This window comes from Citrobacter sp. Cb028 (assembly GCF_030336705.1).
Taxonomy (GTDB): domain Bacteria; phylum Pseudomonadota; class Gammaproteobacteria; order Enterobacterales; family Enterobacteriaceae; genus Citrobacter; species Citrobacter braakii.
This window is the reverse complement of record NZ_JAOWCZ010000034.1, coordinates 606,807-624,705: the sequence shown is the minus strand read 5'-3', so window position 1 is coordinate 624,705 and position 17,899 is coordinate 606,807. Positions and strand designations below refer to the sequence as shown.

Genomic DNA, 17,899 nt, shown 5'->3' with positions numbered 1-17,899 from the left:
GATAACTCCTTGCCTGTTGCTCGCATCGTTAACGCCGACGGCGACGCGTGGGTTTCGCTTTTTCTTTTGGTTTTACTATAACGTCTGGCACAGCAGGTTGCTCTATCGGAAATATGGGTAATGCGTTCAGTAAACGCTTGCCATAGCTTTTGGTCAATAAACGCTTGTCATAAATAACCACTTCTCCCCAGCAGCCGTGGCTACGAATGAGTCGCCCAACCTGCTGGATCAAATTGAATGACGCCGCGGGCAAGCTCTGCACCTCAAAGGGGTAGCGGTTCAGGCTTTTCAGCCACTCGCCCTCGGTGATCACCACCGGGCTGTCGATAGGCGGAAAAGCAATTTTGTGAATATGCACCTGGGTCAGCAAGTCGCCTTTCAAATCCAGACCTTCGGCAAAAGATTGCAGCCCAATCAGTACGCTACGCTCGCCGTTGGTCACCCGCTTGCGGTGCAGCTCCACCAGTCGATAGCGCGGCTGGTCGCCCTGTACCAGCAACAGCAGACGCAGATCGGTAACGTGCTCAAGAAAACGCTGCATTGCCCGACCGCTGGCAAAGAGTACCAGCATGCCCTGATGCTTTTTACTTTCCAGCTGTTCGCGGAAATAGGCGGCCATTTCCGCGATATGCTGCTCTTCGTTATCAATTGACGGTTCGTAGCGCATCTGTGGAATGACGATTTTGCCTTGCTCAACGTGATTAAACGGTGAATCCAGCGCGATAAAGCGGTCCCCTGCTTTTTCTTTCAGCCCGCTCATCTCCTGCAAACGCGAGAAGCTGTTGAGCGAACGCAGCGTGGCGGAGGTCACGATAATATGCGGTACGCTGCGCCACAGCAGTCGTTCAAGCTGATCGCTCACACGGATCCCCACACAGTGGAACCAGACGTGGATCTGCCCGTCACGCACTTCGCGCGTCGCCCATTTACTCACCGGCGCGCCTGACGACTGCGCGAGCGAAGCCAGCCGCCACAGTTTGCTTTGCGCCTCAAACATGCCCAAAGCCCGATTCATCTGCAAAATAACCCGATGCAGACGCACAATATCGTGGGTGCCGGTTTTTTCGCTGAGATCGTTGAGGAACAGTTCCGCCAGACCGCGCAGCATTTCTGTTAGCTTCGCCAGACGCTGACAAATCTCCATCACTTCCGCAGGCAGTTCGCCCATCGCGAAACGGTGTTCCGCCTCCTGGGTCGCAGGCATATACAGATTAAGAATGTTATTGAGCGATGAAATCAGCTCATACAGTTCCTCACAGTGACCGTTCAGACGCTCGGCATTCGCCAGCGGCGGCGTGGTTTTTGGGCGAAACTGTTCCAGGCAGGTGGCTACTAATTTGCAAAACAGATCCAACTGCAGCCGATACCAGGGGGCGCTGATTTCTGCGCTCATCTCCAGCGCATCACGCGCGACGTCCGGCAAATGGTGACCTTCATCAAGAACCAGCAGCAGGTTCTTCGGCTCCGGCAAAACAGCTTCGCTTTCCATGGCCGCCATCACCAGCGCGTGGTTAGCCACCACCACTTCGGCTTCCTGAATCTCACGGCGGGCGACAAAAAAGGGGCATTCACGATAGTAGTGACAGTTACGATTCAAACAGCTGGCTTTATCAGTGCTCAGGCGCTGCCAGAGTCCGTCGTCGATAGCGATATCCGTGTGATCGCGCAGCCCGTCCCACTTGTAGCTGTCGAGATCGCCTTTTAGCCTGGCGCAGCGCTTTTGTTCTTCCTGGTTGTTGGGCGTCAGGTCATCGTCGAGAAAGGCCAACAGATCCTGCTGATTGGGTTCGCTACTGGCCAGCGCCGCTAAATTACGCGGGCAGACATAACGCCCGCGACCAAACGCGGCGGTAAAACGCAGATCGGGGATAATTTTGCGCAGCAGCGGTAAATCTTTGCTGTAGATCTGATCCTGTAAAGCAACGTTGGCGGTACTGACCACCAGCGTTTTTTGTTCTTCACGCGCTATGGCAATACCGGGAATCAGGTACGACAGCGTTTTCCCCACCCCGGTCGGCGCTTCAATTGCCAGATGCCGCCCTTCTTCCCCGGTGAGCGTTTTCGCGACGTCAGCAATCATCTGCCGCTGGGGCGCACGGGGAATAAAGTCGGGGATCTGTTCCTGAAGCGCCTTATACCAGGCGGCAATTTGCGCTTTTAGCGCAGCCGTTAGTGCCATGAGAAAACCTGAAATACTGTATAAACAGCCACTATTGTGGCACTTTCTGATACGTGTCGCAAAAAGAAAAGCCCGACCTTTCGGCCGGGCTCGCAATTACTGCGCTGTAGACGGTTTGCGCGGACGGCGCGGTGGACGAGGCTTATCGCCCGCCGGTTTGCCTTCGCCGCTACGCGGTTTCGCTTTTGGCGCACCGCCATCCTGACGACGCGGCTGCTGACCACGCCCTGCTCCACCCTGACCGCGACCACCGCCGCCACGCTGCTGGCGACCATTCTGGATCGGCTCGGCTTTGATGGACGGGTCTGGCTCGTAGCCTGGCATCGCAATTCGCGGGATCTCTTTTTTCAGCAGCTTCTCGATGTCACGCAGCAGCTTGTGTTCATCGACGCACACCAGAGACAACGCTTCGCCGGTAGCGGCCGCACGACCGGTACGACCAATACGGTGCACGTAATCTTCCGGGACGTTTGGCAGCTCGTAGTTCACCACGTGCGGCAGCTCTTCAATATCCAGACCGCGCGCGGCAATATCGGTTGCCACCAGCACACGAATATCACCGGATTTAAAATCAGCCAGCGCACGCGTACGCGCCCCCTGAGATTTATTACCGTGGATCGCCGCGCTGCGAATGCCGTCTTTATTCAGCTGTTCCGCCAGATGGTTTGCACCATGTTTGGTACGGGTAAACACCAGCACCTGCTGCCAGTTGCCCTGACCGATCATCTGCGACAACAGTTCACGTTTACGCTTTTTATCAACGAAATGAACGTGCTGAGTCACCTGCTCTGACGCGGTATTACGGCGCGCCACTTCGATTTCCAGCGGATTGTGCAGCAGCTTTTCGGCCAGCGACTTAATATCATCAGAGAACGTTGCTGAGAACAGCAGGTTCTGGCGTTTTGCCGGCAGTTTCGCCAGAACGCGACGGATATCATGAATAAAGCCCATATCCAGCATGCGGTCAGCTTCATCCAGTACCAGAATCTCAACCTGATCCAGTTTCACCGCATTCTGGTGTTCCAGATCGAGCAAACGACCAGGCGTGGCGATCAGCACATCCACACCGCCGCGCAGCTTCATCATCTGCGGGTTAATGCTCACGCCGCCGAAGACCACCAGCGAGCGAATATTCAGATACTTACTGTAATCACGTACGTTTTCGCCAATCTGGGCCGCCAGTTCGCGGGTTGGCGTAAGGATCAGCGCACGCACCGGACGACGGCTTTTGCCATGCGGCTGATGGGTAATCAGGTGCTGCAACAGCGGCAGGGTAAAACCTGCCGTTTTCCCCGTACCGGTCTGGGCGCTAGCCATCAGATCGCGGCCTTCCAGCACGGCAGGGATCGCCTGCTGCTGAATAGGGGTAGGTTCACGGTAACCCTGCTCGGCAACGGCACGTAAAATATCAGGGTTTAAACCAAGGGAATCAAAAGACATAACAACTCCGAACCCCCCTGACCGTTACCGGTGTCGTTTTCAGGGAGATACATATAATAAAGATGACAAAAACCACAATGTCATGAAGGGGCGGAGTGTAGCAGTTTTTGTGATATGCCGCATAAATTATCCCTGCGCTGAAAAATAACGGTCCGGACTGGACAAGGTTACACATCAGTCATAATCTTAATCAATCGATTGATTAAGATCTGAGTCGTGCTATGAATACACCCACCATGACAACCAAAGGTGAACAGGCGAAAAATCAGCTCATTGCCGCCGCGCTGGCGCAGTTTGGCGAGTATGGTCTGCACGCCACAACGCGCGATATCGCCGCGCAGGCCGGGCAAAATATTGCTGCTATCACCTACTATTTTGGCTCAAAAGAGGATTTATATCTCGCCTGCGCCCAGTGGATTGCGGATTTTATCGGCTCACAGTTTCGCCCGCACGCTGAAGAAGCCGAGCGTCTGTTTGCTCAGCCGGAACCGGATCGTGGCGCGATGCGCGAACTGATCCTCCGCGCCTGCAAAAATATGATCATGCTGTTAACCCAGGACGATACCGTTAACCTGAGCAAATTTATTTCGCGCGAACAGCTTTCCCCCACCGCGGCTTATCAACTGGTGCACGACCAGGTTATCAATCCGCTACATACTCACCTGACGCGCCTGATTGCTGCCTATACCGGCGGCGATGCCAACGATACCCGAATGATCCTGCACACCCACGCCCTACTCGGCGAGGTACTGGCCTTTCGTCTGGGGAAAGAAACCATTCTGTTGCGTACGGGCTGGTCACAATTTGATGAGGATAAAACCGCGCTGATTGACCAAACGATCACCTGTCACATCGATCTTATTCTGCAAGGTTTAACGCAAAGGAGTCAGGAGTCATGAAAAAACCTGTCGTTCTCGGGCTGGTCATCGCGGCCCTCGTTGCCGTGATTGCCGGTGGAACGTGGTGGTATCAAAGTCGGCAAGATAACGGTCTGACGCTGTACGGCAATGTCGATATCCGTAGCGTCAACCTGAGTTTTCGCGTCGGCGGCAGGCTGGCCTCGCTGGCGGTTGACGAAGGCGATGCCATTACCGCCGGTCAGGTGCTGGGCGAACTGGACCGAGCACCGTATGAAAACGCATTAATGCAGGCAAAAGCGAATGTTGCCGCCGCCCAGGCGCAATACGATCTGATGCTGGCAGGGTATCGTGAAGAGGAGATCGCGCAAACCGCAGCGGCAGTCAAACAGGCGCAGGCAGCCTATGATTACGCGCAAAACTTTTACAATCGGCAGGTGGGATTGTGGAAAAGCCGCACTATCTCCGCCAACGATCTGGAAAACGCCCGTTCATCACGCGATCAGGCGCTGGCCTCTCTGAAATCCGCACAGGATAAACTCAGCCAATACCGCAGCGGTAATCGTGTGCAGGACATCGAGCAGGCGAAAGCCACGCTCGAACAAGCTCAGGCCGAGCTGGCCCAGGCAGAGCTTAATTTGCATGACACCACGCTGACCTCGCCGTCTGACGGCACGTTACTCACCCGTGCGGTCGAACCCGGCAGCATGCTGAACGAAGGGGGCACGGTACTGACGCTGTCACTCACGCGTCCGGTATGGGTTCGCGCCTACGTTGACGAACGAAATCTGAGCCAGGCGCAGCCAGGACGCGAAATCCTGCTTTACACCGATGGCCGTCCGGACAAACCGTATCACGGTAAAATCGGCTTCGTGTCGCCCACCGCCGAGTTTACCCCAAAAACAGTCGAGACCCCTGACCTGCGCACCGACCTGGTTTATCGCCTGCGTATTGTGGTGACCGACGCGGACGATGCGCTGCGCCAGGGAATGCCGGTAACGATAAAGTTCAGCGATGAGGCACGGCATGAATGACGCCGTCATTACGCTGAATGGACTGACGAAAAACTTTGCCGGAATGGATAAACCGGCTGTCGCCCCGCTCGACTGTACCGTTCATGCGGGCTACGTGACCGGGCTGGTCGGGCCGGATGGCGCTGGCAAAACCACGCTGATGCGAATGCTGGCAGGGCTGTTGAAACCCGACGCCGGTAGCGCAACGGTGATTGGTTTTGATCCCATCAAAGACGACAGCGTGCTGCATGCGGTACTGGGGTACATGCCGCAGAAATTTGGTCTGTATGAAGATTTGACCGTCATGGAGAACCTCAATCTCTATGCAGATTTACGTAGCGTTACCGGTGAAGCGCGAGAAAAAACCTTTGCCCGGCTACTGGAATTTACCTCACTGGGGCCGTTTACCGGACGACTGGCCGGCAAGCTTTCCGGCGGCATGAAACAGAAGCTCGGACTTGCCTGTACGCTGGTCGGTGAACCCAGCGTGTTGCTGCTGGATGAGCCTGGCGTAGGCGTCGACCCTATTTCCCGCCGCGAACTGTGGCAAATGGTTCATGAACTGGCCGGGGACGGCATGCTGATCCTCTGGAGCACGTCGTATCTGGATGAAGCTGAACAATGCCGTGATGTGCTGCTGATGAACGAAGGTGAATTGCTGTATCAGGGCGATCCCACTCAGCTTACGCAAACCATGTCGGGTCGCAGCTTCCTGATGAGCAGTTCGCAGGAAAATAACCGCCGACTGCTGCAACGCACGTTAAAACTGCCGCAGGTTAGCGACGGGATGATTCAGGGGAAATCCGTCCGCTTAATCCTGAAAAAAGAAGCGACGGCCCAGCAGATTCAAAACGCTGACGGCATGCCGGAGATAACCATCAACGAAACCGCCCCCCGCTTCGAGGATGCCTTTATCGATTTACTCGGCGGGGCCGGAACATCGGAGTCCCCGCTGGGCGCTATCCTGCATACCGTGGAAGGCACGCCTGGTGAAACGGTGATCGAAGCCAAAGCGCTGACCAAAAAATTTGGCGATTTTGCCGCTACCGACCACGTAGACTTTGCCGTGCAGCGCGGCGAGATTTTTGGTTTGTTAGGACCCAACGGCGCGGGCAAATCCACTACCTTTAAAATGATGTGCGGCCTGCTGGTCCCCACTTCGGGTAAAGCGCTGGTGCTGGACATGGACCTGAAGGTCAGCTCCGGTAAAGCGCGCCAGCATCTGGGTTATATGGCACAGAAATTCTCCCTCTATGGCAACCTGACGGTTGAACAGAATCTGCGCTTTTTCTCCGGCGTCTACGGCCTGCGCGGTCGGGCGCAGAAGGAGAAAATCGAGCGGATGAGCGAGGCATTCGGCCTGAAGAGTATCGCCTCCCACGCCACCGACGAACTGCCGCTGGGCTTTAAACAGCGCCTGGCGCTGGCCTGTTCGCTGATGCATGAACCCGACATTCTGTTCCTCGATGAACCCACTTCCGGGGTCGATCCGCTCACCCGTCGGGAGTTCTGGTTACATATCAACAGCATGGTGGAAAAAGGCGTCACGGTGATGGTGACCACCCACTTTATGGATGAGGCAGAATACTGCGATCGCATCGGGCTGGTGTATCGCGGCAAATTGATTACCAGCGGTACGCCGGACGACCTGAAAGCTCAGGCTGCTGACAGTGAGACGCCAGACCCGACCATGGAACAGGCGTTTATCACGCTAATCAATGACTGGGATAAGGAGCATACGCATGAGTAACTCCGTTCTCTCCTGGCGTCGCGTACGCGCGCTGTGCGTGAAAGAGACGCGCCAGATCGTCCGCGATCCCAGCAGTTGGCTGATTGCGGTGGTAATCCCGCTGCTGCTGCTGTTTATCTTCGGCTACGGGATCAACCTCGACTCCAGCAAGCTGCGGGTAGGGATTTTGCTCGAACAGCAAAGCGAAGAGGCGCTGGATTTTACCCATACCATGACCGGTTCACCGTATATTGACGCCACCATCAGCGATAACCGTCAGGAATTGATTGAGAAAATGCAGGCCGGGCGCATTCGCGGGCTGGTGGTGATCCCGGTGGATTTCGCCCAGCAGATGGCGCGCCCCAACGACGTGGCGCCGATCCAGGTGATCACCGACGGCAGTGAACCGAATACCGCTAACTTTGTGCAGGGTTATGTCGAAGGCATCTGGCAGATTTGGCAACAACAGCGGGCGGAAGATCGCGGAGAATCATTTGAACCTTTGATCGACGTGCAGACACGCTACTGGTTTAACCCGGCGGCCATCAGCCAACATTTTATTATTCCCGGGGCGGTAACCATCATCATGACGGTTATTGGCGCTATCCTCACCTCATTAGTGGTGGCGCGCGAATGGGAGCGCGGAACCATGGAAGCGCTGTTGTCTACCGAAGTCACCCGCGTCGAACTGCTGCTGTGTAAACTGATCCCCTATTACTTTCTGGGCATGCTGGCGATGCTGCTGTGTATGCTGGTGTCGGTGTTTATTCTCGGCGTGCCTTATCGCGGTTCGTTGCTGATCCTGTTTTTCATTACCAGCCTGTTTCTGCTCAGCACGCTCGGCATGGGGTTGCTTATCTCCACCATCACCCGCAATCAGTTTAACGCTGCGCAGGTCGCGCTAAACGCCGCCTTCCTGCCCTCGATTATGCTGTCGGGTTTTATCTTCCAGATAGACAGCATGCCGGCGATTATCCGGGCAGTAACCTATATTATTCCGGCTCGTTATTTCGTCAGCACCCTACAAAGCCTGTTTCTGGCGGGAAATATTCCGGTGGTACTGATTATCAACGTGCTGTTTTTAATCGCTTCGGCGGTGATGTTTATTGGCCTGACGTGGCTTAAAACCAAACGTCGGCTGGATTAAGGGGACGGGCATGTTTCATCGCTTATGGACATTAATTCGTAAAGAGCTGCAATCGCTGTTACGTGAACCGCAGACGCGAGCCATTCTGATTTTACCGGTGCTGATTCAGGTTATTCTGTTCCCGTTCGCGGCCACGCTGGAAGTCACCAACGCCACTATCGCTATCTATAACGAAGACAACGGTAAACATTCGGTGGAACTAACCCAGCGCTTCGCTCGCGCCAGCGCCTTTACGCACGTTCTGCTGCTGAAAAGCCCGCAGGAGATCCAGCCCACCATCGACACGCAAAAAGCCCTGTTGCTGGTGCGCTTCCCGGCCAACTTTTCGCGTAATCTGGATACTTTCCAGCAGGCTCCCATGCAGATTATTCTCGACGGGCGTAACTCTAACAGTGCGCAAATTGCCGCGAATTACCTGCAACAAATCGTTAAGGAGTATCAGCAGGAGCTGATGGACGGCAAGCCGAAACCGAACAACAGCGAGCTGGTGGTGCGTAACTGGTATAACCCGAATCTGGATTACAAATGGTTTGTGGTTCCGTCGCTGATCGCCATGATCACCACCATCGGCGTCATGATCGTCACTTCGCTCTCGGTTGCCCGCGAGCGCGAGCAAGGCACGCTGGATCAGTTGCTGGTCTCCCCGCTTACCACCTGGCAGATATTCATCGGTAAAGCGGTGCCCGCGTTAATTGTGGCAACGTTTCAGGCCACCATTGTGCTGGCGATCGGCATCTGGGCTTATCACATCCCGTTTGCCGGTTCACTGGGGTTGTTCTATTTCACGATGGTGATTTACGGGCTGTCGCTGGTCGGCTTTGGTCTGCTGATTTCATCACTGTGTGCCACCCAGCAGCAGGCGTTTATCGGCGTGTTTGTGTTTATGATGCCGGCGATTTTACTTTCAGGCTACGTATCGCCGGTCGAAAATATGCCGGTCTGGCTACAGAATCTGACGTGGATAAACCCAATCCGCCATTTTACGGACATCACGAAACAGATTTACCTGAAGGATGCGAGTCTGCAGATTGTGTGGGGAAGTTTGTGGCCGCTGTTGGTGATAGCGGCCACGACCGGCTCAGCGGCGTATGCGATGTTTAGACGCAAGGTGATGTAGCTTTTTGTCTTTCGCCAACAGCGAGACCACGGCGGGTCCGGCAAGGATCACCAGCCCCGCCAGGGCCAGCAAGACGTTGTTTTGCAGCACGCGCGACAGCAACCACAGTACGATCATCGCGGCACCGAAATACCACGTGGTAGTCAGTTCTTCCAGCACATCAGCTACGTCGCGCCAGCGCTGTTCATGGTGACGTTGCAAGGCCAGCATTAATAAAACCGTTACGCCGTAAACGACGCATAATCCCAGGCCGACGCGCACCAGCGTACCGCTCATCCAGCCCATTACCAGCAACGCCACTACCAGTAAATGCAACACAATCTGCCAGCAACTTAGACCCGTTGCGACACGAACACGTTGTTGCCACCTCATGGCTTTTCTCCTGAAGGATTTTCAACTAATTATTCAGAGTACCGGACTTTACGGAAAATTCCGCAACACCGCATCTTTTTGTGACGACGACTACACTATTTTATTTAGGAAGTGACGCCAACGGGAGGCTCATGAACGGATCAGGAGTTCAATTTTCATTCAATGTGCTCACCATTAATACTCACAAAGGGTTCACCGCCTTCAACCGGCGTTTTATTTTGCCTGAGCTACGGGAGGCTGTCAGAACGGTCGGTGCAGACATTGTGTGCCTACAGGAAGTTATGGGCGCGCACGATGCTCACTCGCTGCAGATTGAGAACTGGCCGGATACCACCCACTACGAATTTCTGGCGGACACCATGTGGAGCGACTTCGCCTACGGGCGTAACGCCGTGTACCCGCAAGGGCATCACGGTAACGCGGTGTTGTCGCGTTATCCTATTGAACATTATGAAAATCGCGATGTGTCCGTCGGCGCGAGTGAAAAGCGCGGGGTCCTCTACTGCCGCATCGTGCCGCCAATGCTCTCGCACCCAATTCATGTCATGTGCGTGCATCTCGGTTTGCGTGAAGCACACCGTCAGGCCCAGCTCGCTATGCTGGCTGACTGGGTCAATGCCCTGCCCGACGCGGAGCCCGTGGTGATCGCCGGAGATTTTAACGACTGGCGGCAAACGGCCAATCACCCGCTGAAAGCCAGGGCCGGCCTTGACGAGATTTTTACCCGCGCCCACGGTCGCCCGGCGCGGACGTTTCCGGTGCAGTTTCCCCTGCTGCGTCTGGACAGGATCTACGTGAAAAACGCGAATGCCAGTACCCCAACGACGCTGGCGCTGCGTCACTGGCGACATTTGTCCGATCATGCCCCCCTGAGTGCGGAGATTCATTTATGAAAAATGGCTGGCGTGAAGGCAATCAAATTCAACTGCTGGAAAACGGCGATCAATACTATCCCGCCGTCTTTGACGCCATTGAACAGGCACAGCAAAAAATTATCCTTGAGACCTTTATCTGGTTTGAAGATGCGGTCGGAAAACAGCTGCATGCCGCCTTGCTCGGAGCCGCCCAGCGCGGAATCAAAGCAGAGGTGCTGCTGGACGGTTACGGTTCGCCGGATCTTAGCGACAGTTTTGTCGAAGAGTTGACCGTAGCTGGCGTTGTTTTCCGCTACTACGATCCGCGCCCGCGTCTGTTCGGTATGCGCACCAATCTCTTTCGCCGTATGCATCGCAAAATTGTGGTCATTGATGACCGTGTTGCCTTTGTCGGCGGTATTAATTATTCCGCTGAACACATGTCTGATTACGGTCCCGAGGCCAAGCAGGATTATGCCGTTCGCGTGGAAGGTCCTGTCGTGGCCGACATCCTGAAATTCGTGCTGGATAACTTACCGGGACAGAGCGCCGTACGACGCTGGTGGCGACGTCATCACCGGGCAATTGAGAATCATCGGCCTGGCGAAGCGCAGGCGCTGTTTGTCTGGCGCGATAACGAAGAGCATCGCGATGATATTGAACGCCACTATTTGAAAATGCTGACCCAGGCCCGGCGAGAAGTGATCATTGCCAATGCCTATTTCTTTCCGGGTTATCGCCTGCTGCATGCCCTACGAAAAGCTGCGCGACGCGGTGTTCGGGTAAAACTCATCGTCCAGGGTGAACCGGATATGCCGATTGTGAAAGTGGGTGCCCGCCTGCTGTATAACTATCTGGTTAAAGGCGGCGTCCATGTCTATGAATACCGGCGTAAGCCCCTGCATGGTAAAGTCGCGCTAATGGACGATCATTGGGCGACGGTAGGTTCCAGCAATCTCGACCCGCTCAGTCTGTCGCTCAATCTGGAGGCAAATCTTATTATTCATGACCGCACGTTTAACCAGACCCTGCGTGACAACCTGAACCCCATTATTGCGCAGGACTGCAAGCGAGTTGATGAATCAATGCTGCCAAAACGCACCTGGTGGAACCTGACCAAAAGCGTGCTGGCCTTCCACTTTTTACGCCACTTCCCGGCGCTGGTCGGCTGGCTACCGGCGCATACCCCGCATCTGGCCGAGGTAGAACCACCCGCACAGCCAACTCTGGAAACCCAGGATCGTATTCCAACTGAGGATGCAGGAGGGGAAACCTGATGCCAAAAAACCACCGACGCTGGCGCTTAGCGAAAAAGATCCTCACATGGCTATTTTTTATTGCGGTCATCGTATTGCTGGTCGTTTATGCCAGTAAGGTCAACTGGCAGGAAGTGTGGACGGTAATTCGCGATTACAATCGGATCGCCCTGCTCAGCGCCGTAGGGCTGGTGATCGTCAGTTATTTACTTTACGGCTGCTATGACCTGCTCGGGCGCTACTACTGCGGGCACAAGCTGGCAAAACGCCAGGTCATGCTGGTGTCGTTTATCTGTTACGCCTTCAACCTGACGTTAAGCACATGGGTGGGCGGTATTGGGATGCGTTATCGTCTCTACTCGCGTCTCGGGTTACCGGGGAGCACAATTACGCGAATTTTTTCACTGAGCATTACCACCAACTGGCTGGGCTATATTCTGCTGGGCGGTTTTATTTTCACCTTCGGCGTCGTTGAACTGCCCGCGCACTGGTATATCGATGAAGGTACGCTACGCCTCTTAGGCATTGCGCTGCTGCTGATGATTGTTGTTTATCTGTGGTTTTGCGCTTTCGCTAAACATCGCCACATCACCATCAAGGGCCAAAAACTGGTGCTGCCCTCCTGGAAATTTGCCCTCGCGCAAATGGCGATATCCGGTACTAACTGGATGGTAATGGGGGCGATTATCTGGCTGTTGCTGGGTCAGAATATCAACTATTTCTTCGTGCTGGGCGTGCTGCTGGTGAGCAGTATCGCCGGTGTTATCGTGCATATTCCGGCGGGGATTGGCGTGCTGGAGGCGGTCTTTATGGCGCTGCTGGCGGGAGAGAACACCTCTCAGGGGACAATCATTGCCGCCCTGCTCGCATATCGCGTGCTGTACTATTTTATTCCGCTGCTGCTGGCGCTGATGTGCTATTTGCTGCTGGAGAGTCGTGCGAAAAAGTTGCGGGTAAAAAACGAGAAGGCGATGGCGAAATGATTCACCGGATGGCGGCTTACGCCATCCGGCAACAGAGAGTTAACGACGATTGCCGAAGATACGCAGCAGCATCAGGAACAGGTTGATGAAGTCCAGATACAGCGTTAAGGCCCCAAGAATTGCGTATTTACGCAGATTTGAGCTGTCACGCAGGTCGATCTGCTCACCGATATTTTTCAGCTTCTGCGTGTCATAAGCGGTCAGGCCGACAAACACAATCACCCCAATATAGGTCACCGCCCACATCAGCGCTTCGCTCTTCAACCAGAAGTTAACCAGCGAGGCCAGCACAATACCAATCAGCGCCATAAACAGCATATTGCCGAAACCGCTGAGATCGCGTTTGGTGGTGTAGCCGTACAAACTCATGATCCCGAACATCCCGCCGGTGACCACGAAGGTGCTGGCGATAGACGAGTAGGTATAGACGATAAAAATGCTTGATAGCGTCAGCCCGGTTAATACCGAATAGAGCATAAACAGCGTGGTCGCCATTCCCGCGCTGAGCCTTTGCACCATGCCGGACAGGACGAACACCAGCGCTAGCTGGGCAATGATCAGTCCAAAGAAGGTGATTTTGCTGGAGAAGACAAACATCATCACCGCGGGCGTATTTGCTGCATACCAGGCGATAAACGCCGTCAGCAACAATCCGCAGGTCATCCAGCCGTACACCTGCGCCATATACGTTTGCAGGCCGGAACGGGCCTGTACAATAGAATCGGATCGTGGGAATCGGTCCATGACAATCTCCTGAATCAGTATGAGCCTACACCAATTGTACTCTACCAGCGTTTTGCTGCTAGCTTATCGCTGTCGCGGGCATCAACCCAGCGCTCACCTTCTGGCGTGGCCTCGCGCTTCCAGAACGGTGCGCGGGTTTTCAGATAATCCATAATGAACTGCCCGGCATCAAACGCGCTGCTGCGATGCGCACTGGTCACGCCAACAAAAACGATTTCGTCACCCGGCCACAGTTCGCCAATGCGATGAATGACCGTTACTCGTCCCAGCGGCCAGCGCGCACGCGCTTCGTCGACAATCTCCGCCAGCGCTTTTTCGGTCATTCCCGGATAGTGTTCCAGCGTTAACGCCTGCACGCTATCGCCGAGATTGTGATTGCGGACTTTACCGGTGAAAGTGACCACCGCGCCATCTTCATCGCGTTCGGCCAGCCAGGGATACTCATCCCCGACGCTGAACGGCGCATGACCAACAACAATTCGCGTTTCAGCCATCTTAGCCTCCGGTTACCGGTGGGAAGAAAGCCACTTCGTCACCCGCATTAAGGGGATGGTCAAAACTGACCAGCGTCTGGTTTACCGCGGCCAGCAGCTTGCCGTCTTCCAGCGCCAACGCCCAGCGATCGCTTTTTGCCGCAAGACTCCGGCGCAGCGCTTCTACCGTTGCAAACTCAGCGGCGACTTCTATCGCATCCGTGTTCACCAATTCCCGTACCTGAGCAAAGAAAAGAACCTTAATCATGCGCATCCACCTTAAAATCTCCCGATTTGCCGCCGCTTTTAGCCAGCAAACGCACCGGACCAATTACCATATCCTTTTGCACCGCTTTGCACATATCGTAGATGGTCAACGCTGCCACGGAGGCCGCCGTTAACGCTTCCATTTCGACGCCGGTTTTCCCGGTCAGGCGACACAGCGTTTCAATGCGTACGCGGTTGTGTTCCGGCTCGGCGTGCAGATTAACTTCAACCTTGCTCAACATCAGCGGATGGCACAGCGGGATAAGATCCCAGGTCCGTTTGGCGGCCTGAATACCGGCAATACGCGCCGTGGCGAAAACGTCGCCCTTATGGTGGCTGCCGTCGATAATCATCGCCAGCGTTTCGCTACGCATGGTCACGAATGCTTCTGCACGCGCCTCGCGTACGGTTTCCGCTTTGGCGGAGACATCCACCATATGCGCTTCGCCAGCGGCGTTAATATGAGTCAGTTGCGACATACTTATTTCTTCAAATGTGGGTGGAAATTACACGGACGCGTACGGGCATCGAGCTGCGGCGCAATGATATTTTCCCATGCGGTACGACACGCTTTAGTCGACCCCGGCATGGCGAAAATCAACGTTTTGTTGGCCACTCCGGCAATCGCCCGGGATTGCAGCGTCGCGGTGCCAATCTCTTCAAACGACAGCATACGGAATACTTCACCAAACCCTTCGACTTCTCTGTCGAACAGCGGTTGCAGCGCTTCTGGCGCCTGGTCCCCTTCGGTTAAGCCCGTGCCGCCTGTAATGAGCACAACCTGCACATCCTCACTGGCAATCCATGCAGAAACCTGGGCGCGAATGGCGTAGCGGTTCTCTTTGACAATCGCCTTGTCGACAATCTGATGACCCGCCTCTTGCGCCGAGTCACGCAGATAATGGCCGGAGGTGTCATCTTCTTCGCCGCGACGGTTGGAAACAGTAAGAATAGCAATGCGTGTCGGGATAAATTCAGCGCTTACCTGACTCATGAAAAACTCCTTTTAGCGATCAGCCGCCAATGTAAGATAAGTTTTGCGTAATACCGGTATTGTTCTGATGCAGGAAATGAGTCTGCTTTTTCTCCAGCAGCGCGGCTGAAATGCGTTCTTCCAGCGCCGACTGCTGAGCGTCATCTTCCAGCAAATCACGCAGGCTTACGCCGCCTTCACCAAATAAACACAGATGCAGCTTGCCGACAGAGGAAACGCGCAGACGGTTGCAGGTGGCGCAGAAGTCTTTCTCATAAGGCATGATCAGACCAATTTCACCAGCATAGTCAGGATGACAGAAAACCTGAGCCGGGCCGTCGCTGCGCTGTCGGATCTGGTGGATCCAGCCGCGACGCAGCAGCTCATCGCGCAGGACCTGGCCTGAGATATGGTGTTTACGGAAGAGAGAGCTACCCTCACCCGTTTCCATCAGTTCAATAAAGCGTAGTTGGATAGGACGGGGCTGAACCCACGCCAGGAAGGTGTCCAGTTGATGATGGTTTACGTCGCGCATCAGCACGGTATTGACTTTCACTTTTTCAAAACCCGCATCAAAGGCGGCGTCAATGCCTGCCATCACCTGCTGAAATTTGTCCTGCCCGGTAATGGCGTGAAACTGACGGGCATCGAGGCTGTCGACGCTGACGTTAAGTGCGGTCAGTCCGGCATCGCGCCAGGCAGCGGCATCACGCGCCAGACGATAACCATTAGTGGTCACCGCAATCTGACGGATGGCATCGTTTTCGCGCACGGCGGCGATAATGTCGGTAAAGTCGCGACGCAATGAAGGTTCGCCCCCTGTCAGACGCACTTTTTCCGTTCCCAGACTGGCGAACGCGCGCGTGACGCGGCGAATTTCATCAACGGTCAAAAAGCCGTTATTGGTGACACCGCCGGGCTTATAGCCATCCGGCAGGCAGTAGGTGCAACGAAAGTTACACACATCGGTAATCGACAAACGTAAGTAGTAAAACTTACGTGCGAAAGCATCGGTAAGTTGAGAGCCCATGTACACCTTTCCAAATACGGGAGACGTAGTCATTTCTTCCTACGCCCTGGTGACAAACTTATTCAAGTATTGTCACGGCCAAAGCACCGTATCATTTGACCCAGGTGCAGAGGCTAGAGTGTTTATTCTCGTCATACTTCAAATTGCAGAAGCGTGGGCTTTATTCGTTCACCCCAGTCACGTACTTATGTCCGCTTACGGGGGATTTTCTCGCTCACTGCCTTCCTGCAACTCAAATTATTCAGAGTACATTGTGGTTATGCCGATACTAGCGTGTAAATGACGCTTTTGCCATGTACACTTTCGTTGTATAAACACATACATAGCGACATGATCGTGCAATTTCGCTACAGAATAAGCAAAAACCACAGTTTTGCATTGATATACATCATCTTGCCAGCAGGTGAATCTCGTCAGAAAGGAGTAGATCGCAGAAAAAAATTACGCCAGATTCCGCCTGGATAATTGCTGAAAACACACTATTTACGTTACTGTAGCGCCGATCAATTGATATCAGGAAAATATATGCGCACTCGCACGCTGGCAGATCTGGACCGCGTTGTCGCTCTCGGCGGAGGGCATGGATTGGGACGCGTTCTCTCCTCTCTTTCCCCTTTAGGTTCACGCCTGACGGGGATCGTCACCACGACCGATAACGGCGGGTCGACAGGTCGTATTCGTCGCTCTGAAGGAGGCATTGCCTGGGGAGACATGCGTAACTGTCTGAACCAGTTAATTACTCAACCCAGCGTTGCATCCGCCATGTTTGAGTATCGTTTTGGCGGTAATGGTGAGCTTTCCGGGCATAACCTCGGAAATCTGATGTTAAAGGCGCTCGATCACCTCAGTGTGCGGCCTCTGGAAGCCATCAATTTAATTCGTAGCCTGCTGAAAGTTGATGCGCATTTAATTCCGATGTCGGAGCTGCCGGTGGATCTGATGGCTATCGACGATCAGGGACATGAAGTCTATGGCGAAGTGAATATCGATCAGCTCACCATCCCGCCTCAGGAACTGATGCTGTCGCCAAAAGTCCCCACCACGCGGGAGGCAGTTGAAGCTATCGCCGAAGCGGATTTGATTTTGATCGGACCCGGCAGTTTTTACACCAGCCTGATGCCGCTCCTGCTGCTCGACGAATTGGCGCAGGCATTACGTCGCACACCTGCCCCGATGGTCTACATCGGCAATCTGGGTCGTGAGTTAAGCCTGCCAGCAGCCAGCCTGACGCTTAACGATAAGCTGGCAATCATTGAACAGTACGTTGGCAGGAAAGTGATTGATGCGGTGGTTGTGGGCCCGAAAGTGGATGTATCCACCGTTACCGACCGCGTTGTTATTCAGGAAGTGCTGGAAGCCAGCGACATTCCCTACCGCCATGACCGCCAGCTATTGCATTACGCGCTGGAGAAAGCGGTACAGGCGCTGGGGTAAGTGGAATTACCTGATGGGCTGCGCTTATCAG

Annotated in this window: 18 protein-coding genes and 1 riboswitch; of the genes, 9 read left to right on the top strand and 9 right to left on the bottom strand. The window is 54.5% G+C overall.

The genetic code is table 11. The annotated features are described in order from the left end of the window. Positions 1-28: 28 nt before the first annotated feature. Together dinG and rhlE are read right to left on the bottom strand one after the other, a co-directional pair. Positions 29-2,179, bottom strand: a complete 2,151-nt coding sequence (gene dinG / locus OGV75_RS12490; protein ID WP_046274637.1) for an ATP-dependent DNA helicase DinG — start codon at positions 2,177-2,179, stop codon at positions 29-31. A 96-nt stretch (positions 2,180-2,275) separates the two neighbouring features. Continuing rightward, the gene (rhlE, locus tag OGV75_RS12485) at positions 2,276-3,619 is read right to left on the bottom strand and encodes an ATP-dependent RNA helicase RhlE (RefSeq protein ID WP_047415258.1); all 1,344 of its coding nucleotides are present in this window, start codon (positions 3,617-3,619) and stop codon (positions 2,276-2,278) included. 221 nt (positions 3,620-3,840) lie between these two features. Between rhlE and cecR the strand changes: the two genes are divergently transcribed. The 5 genes from cecR to OGV75_RS12460 are packed head-to-tail and all read left to right on the top strand — an operon-like array spanning position 3,841 to position 9,482. After that, positions 3,841-4,518, top strand: coding sequence for a transcriptional regulator CecR (gene cecR, locus OGV75_RS12480; RefSeq protein WP_286480722.1), 678 nt, complete (start codon positions 3,841-3,843; stop codon positions 4,516-4,518). Then, complete coding sequence (gene hlyD, locus OGV75_RS12475; RefSeq protein ID WP_016156061.1) at positions 4,515-5,510, top strand: secretion protein HlyD; 996 nt, start codon at positions 4,515-4,517, stop codon at positions 5,508-5,510. Before cecR ends, hlyD begins: the two co-directional genes overlap by 4 nt. Beyond that, the gene (locus OGV75_RS12470) at positions 5,503-7,239 is read left to right on the top strand and encodes an ATP-binding cassette domain-containing protein (RefSeq protein WP_286480721.1); all 1,737 of its coding nucleotides are present in this window, start codon (positions 5,503-5,505) and stop codon (positions 7,237-7,239) included. The genes hlyD and OGV75_RS12470 overlap by 8 nt, the downstream gene beginning before the upstream one ends. After that, the gene (locus OGV75_RS12465; protein WP_016156059.1) at positions 7,232-8,365 is read left to right on the top strand and encodes an ABC transporter permease; all 1,134 of its coding nucleotides are present in this window, start codon (positions 7,232-7,234) and stop codon (positions 8,363-8,365) included. The genes OGV75_RS12470 and OGV75_RS12465 overlap by 8 nt, the downstream gene beginning before the upstream one ends. 10 nt (positions 8,366-8,375) lie before the next feature. After that, positions 8,376-9,482: an ABC transporter permease gene (locus OGV75_RS12460; RefSeq protein ID WP_008784194.1), complete on the top strand. Its 1,107-nt coding sequence runs from the start codon at positions 8,376-8,378 to the stop codon at positions 9,480-9,482. Here the strand turns inward: OGV75_RS12460 and OGV75_RS12455 are convergent. Beyond that, a complete protein-coding gene (locus OGV75_RS12455; protein WP_016152353.1) occupies positions 9,444-9,854 on the bottom strand; it encodes a YbhQ family protein in 411 nt (136 codons plus the stop codon). The genes OGV75_RS12460 and OGV75_RS12455 overlap by 39 nt on opposite strands. A gap of 131 nt (positions 9,855-9,985) precedes the next feature. On the opposite strand from OGV75_RS12455, the gene OGV75_RS12450 reads away from it, so the two are divergent. Genes OGV75_RS12450 through OGV75_RS12440 form a run of 3 tightly spaced genes read left to right on the top strand, consistent with a single transcriptional unit; the run spans position 9,986 to position 12,947 of the window. After that, entirely contained in the window at positions 9,986-10,747 is a 762-nt protein-coding gene (locus OGV75_RS12450) for an endonuclease/exonuclease/phosphatase family protein (protein ID WP_286480720.1), read from the top strand. After that, positions 10,744-11,985 (top strand): cardiolipin synthase ClsB, encoded by a 1,242-nt coding sequence (clsB, locus tag OGV75_RS12445; RefSeq protein WP_016152351.1) that lies wholly within the window; start codon positions 10,744-10,746, stop codon positions 11,983-11,985. The genes OGV75_RS12450 and clsB overlap by 4 nt, the downstream gene beginning before the upstream one ends. Beyond that, positions 11,985-12,947 carry a lysylphosphatidylglycerol synthase domain-containing protein gene (locus tag OGV75_RS12440; RefSeq protein WP_016152350.1) on the top strand — a complete coding sequence of 321 codons (963 nt, stop codon included), beginning with the start codon at positions 11,985-11,987 and terminating at the stop codon, positions 12,945-12,947. Before clsB ends, OGV75_RS12440 begins: the two co-directional genes overlap by 1 nt. A 39-nt stretch (positions 12,948-12,986) precedes the next feature. On the opposite strand, the gene OGV75_RS12435 is transcribed toward OGV75_RS12440, so the two are convergent. The 6 genes from OGV75_RS12435 to moaA form a co-directional block, all read right to left on the bottom strand. Beyond that, entirely contained in the window at positions 12,987-13,691 is a 705-nt protein-coding gene (locus tag OGV75_RS12435) for a Bax inhibitor-1/YccA family protein (protein WP_286480719.1), read from the bottom strand. Between the two features lie 41 nt (positions 13,692-13,732). Next, a complete protein-coding gene (moaE, locus tag OGV75_RS12430) occupies positions 13,733-14,185 on the bottom strand; it encodes a molybdopterin synthase catalytic subunit MoaE (protein ID WP_046274634.1) in 453 nt (150 codons plus the stop codon). Between the two features lies 1 nt (position 14,186). Continuing rightward, entirely contained in the window at positions 14,187-14,432 is a 246-nt protein-coding gene (gene moaD, locus OGV75_RS12425) for a molybdopterin synthase sulfur carrier subunit (protein WP_016152348.1), read from the bottom strand. Next, a complete protein-coding gene (moaC, locus tag OGV75_RS12420) occupies positions 14,425-14,910 on the bottom strand; it encodes a cyclic pyranopterin monophosphate synthase MoaC (protein ID WP_003035188.1) in 486 nt (161 codons plus the stop codon). Before moaC ends, moaD begins: the two co-directional genes overlap by 8 nt. Positions 14,911-14,912: 2 nt before the next feature. Next, positions 14,913-15,425, bottom strand: a complete 513-nt coding sequence (gene moaB / locus OGV75_RS12415) for a molybdenum cofactor biosynthesis protein B (protein WP_016152347.1) — start codon at positions 15,423-15,425, stop codon at positions 14,913-14,915. A gap of 19 nt (positions 15,426-15,444) precedes the next feature. Beyond that, positions 15,445-16,434 (bottom strand): GTP 3',8-cyclase MoaA, encoded by a 990-nt coding sequence (moaA, locus tag OGV75_RS12410; protein ID WP_065554855.1) that lies wholly within the window; start codon positions 16,432-16,434, stop codon positions 15,445-15,447. After that, a riboswitch (molybdenum cofactor riboswitch) is annotated at positions 16,422-16,567 on the bottom strand. (Overlaps the previous gene by 13 nt.) A gap of 392 nt (positions 16,568-16,959) precedes the next feature. Here moaA and yvcK point away from each other — a divergent pair. Further along, complete coding sequence (gene yvcK, locus OGV75_RS12405; RefSeq protein ID WP_016152345.1) at positions 16,960-17,868, top strand: uridine diphosphate-N-acetylglucosamine-binding protein YvcK; 909 nt, start codon at positions 16,960-16,962, stop codon at positions 17,866-17,868. Positions 17,869-17,899 lie beyond the last annotated feature (31 nt).

What these genes read in the sequence shown, in the direction of transcription:
- OGV75_RS12435 (WP_286480719.1), bottom strand. Translation starts at nt 13,691, where the DNA reads ATGGACCGATTCCCACGATCCGATTCTATTGTACAGGCCCGTTCCGGC.
- yvcK (WP_016152345.1), top strand. Translation starts at nt 16,960, where the DNA reads ATGCGCACTCGCACGCTGGCAGATCTGGACCGCGTTGTCGCTCTCGGC.
- dinG (WP_046274637.1), bottom strand. Translation starts at nt 2,179, where the DNA reads ATGGCACTAACGGCTGCGCTAAAAGCGCAAATTGCCGCCTGGTATAAG.
- moaE (WP_046274634.1), bottom strand. Translation starts at nt 14,185, where the DNA reads ATGGCTGAAACGCGAATTGTTGTTGGTCATGCGCCGTTCAGCGTCGGG.
- clsB (WP_016152351.1), top strand. Translation starts at nt 10,744, where the DNA reads ATGAAAAATGGCTGGCGTGAAGGCAATCAAATTCAACTGCTGGAAAAC.
- hlyD (WP_016156061.1), top strand. Translation starts at nt 4,515, where the DNA reads ATGAAAAAACCTGTCGTTCTCGGGCTGGTCATCGCGGCCCTCGTTGCC.
- moaA (WP_065554855.1), bottom strand. Translation starts at nt 16,434, where the DNA reads ATGGGCTCTCAACTTACCGATGCTTTCGCACGTAAGTTTTACTACTTA.
- OGV75_RS12455 (WP_016152353.1), bottom strand. Translation starts at nt 9,854, where the DNA reads ATGAGGTGGCAACAACGTGTTCGTGTCGCAACGGGTCTAAGTTGCTGG.
- rhlE (WP_047415258.1), bottom strand. Translation starts at nt 3,619, where the DNA reads ATGTCTTTTGATTCCCTTGGTTTAAACCCTGATATTTTACGTGCCGTT.
- OGV75_RS12460 (WP_008784194.1), top strand. Translation starts at nt 8,376, where the DNA reads ATGTTTCATCGCTTATGGACATTAATTCGTAAAGAGCTGCAATCGCTG.
- OGV75_RS12465 (WP_016156059.1), top strand. Translation starts at nt 7,232, where the DNA reads ATGAGTAACTCCGTTCTCTCCTGGCGTCGCGTACGCGCGCTGTGCGTG.
- moaB (WP_016152347.1), bottom strand. Translation starts at nt 15,425, where the DNA reads ATGAGTCAGGTAAGCGCTGAATTTATCCCGACACGCATTGCTATTCTT.
- moaD (WP_016152348.1), bottom strand. Translation starts at nt 14,432, where the DNA reads ATGATTAAGGTTCTTTTCTTTGCTCAGGTACGGGAATTGGTGAACACG.
- cecR (WP_286480722.1), top strand. Translation starts at nt 3,841, where the DNA reads ATGAATACACCCACCATGACAACCAAAGGTGAACAGGCGAAAAATCAG.
- OGV75_RS12440 (WP_016152350.1), top strand. Translation starts at nt 11,985, where the DNA reads ATGCCAAAAAACCACCGACGCTGGCGCTTAGCGAAAAAGATCCTCACA.
- moaC (WP_003035188.1), bottom strand. Translation starts at nt 14,910, where the DNA reads ATGTCGCAACTGACTCATATTAACGCCGCTGGCGAAGCGCATATGGTG.
- OGV75_RS12470 (WP_286480721.1), top strand. Translation starts at nt 5,503, where the DNA reads ATGAATGACGCCGTCATTACGCTGAATGGACTGACGAAAAACTTTGCC.
- OGV75_RS12450 (WP_286480720.1), top strand. Translation starts at nt 9,986, where the DNA reads ATGAACGGATCAGGAGTTCAATTTTCATTCAATGTGCTCACCATTAAT.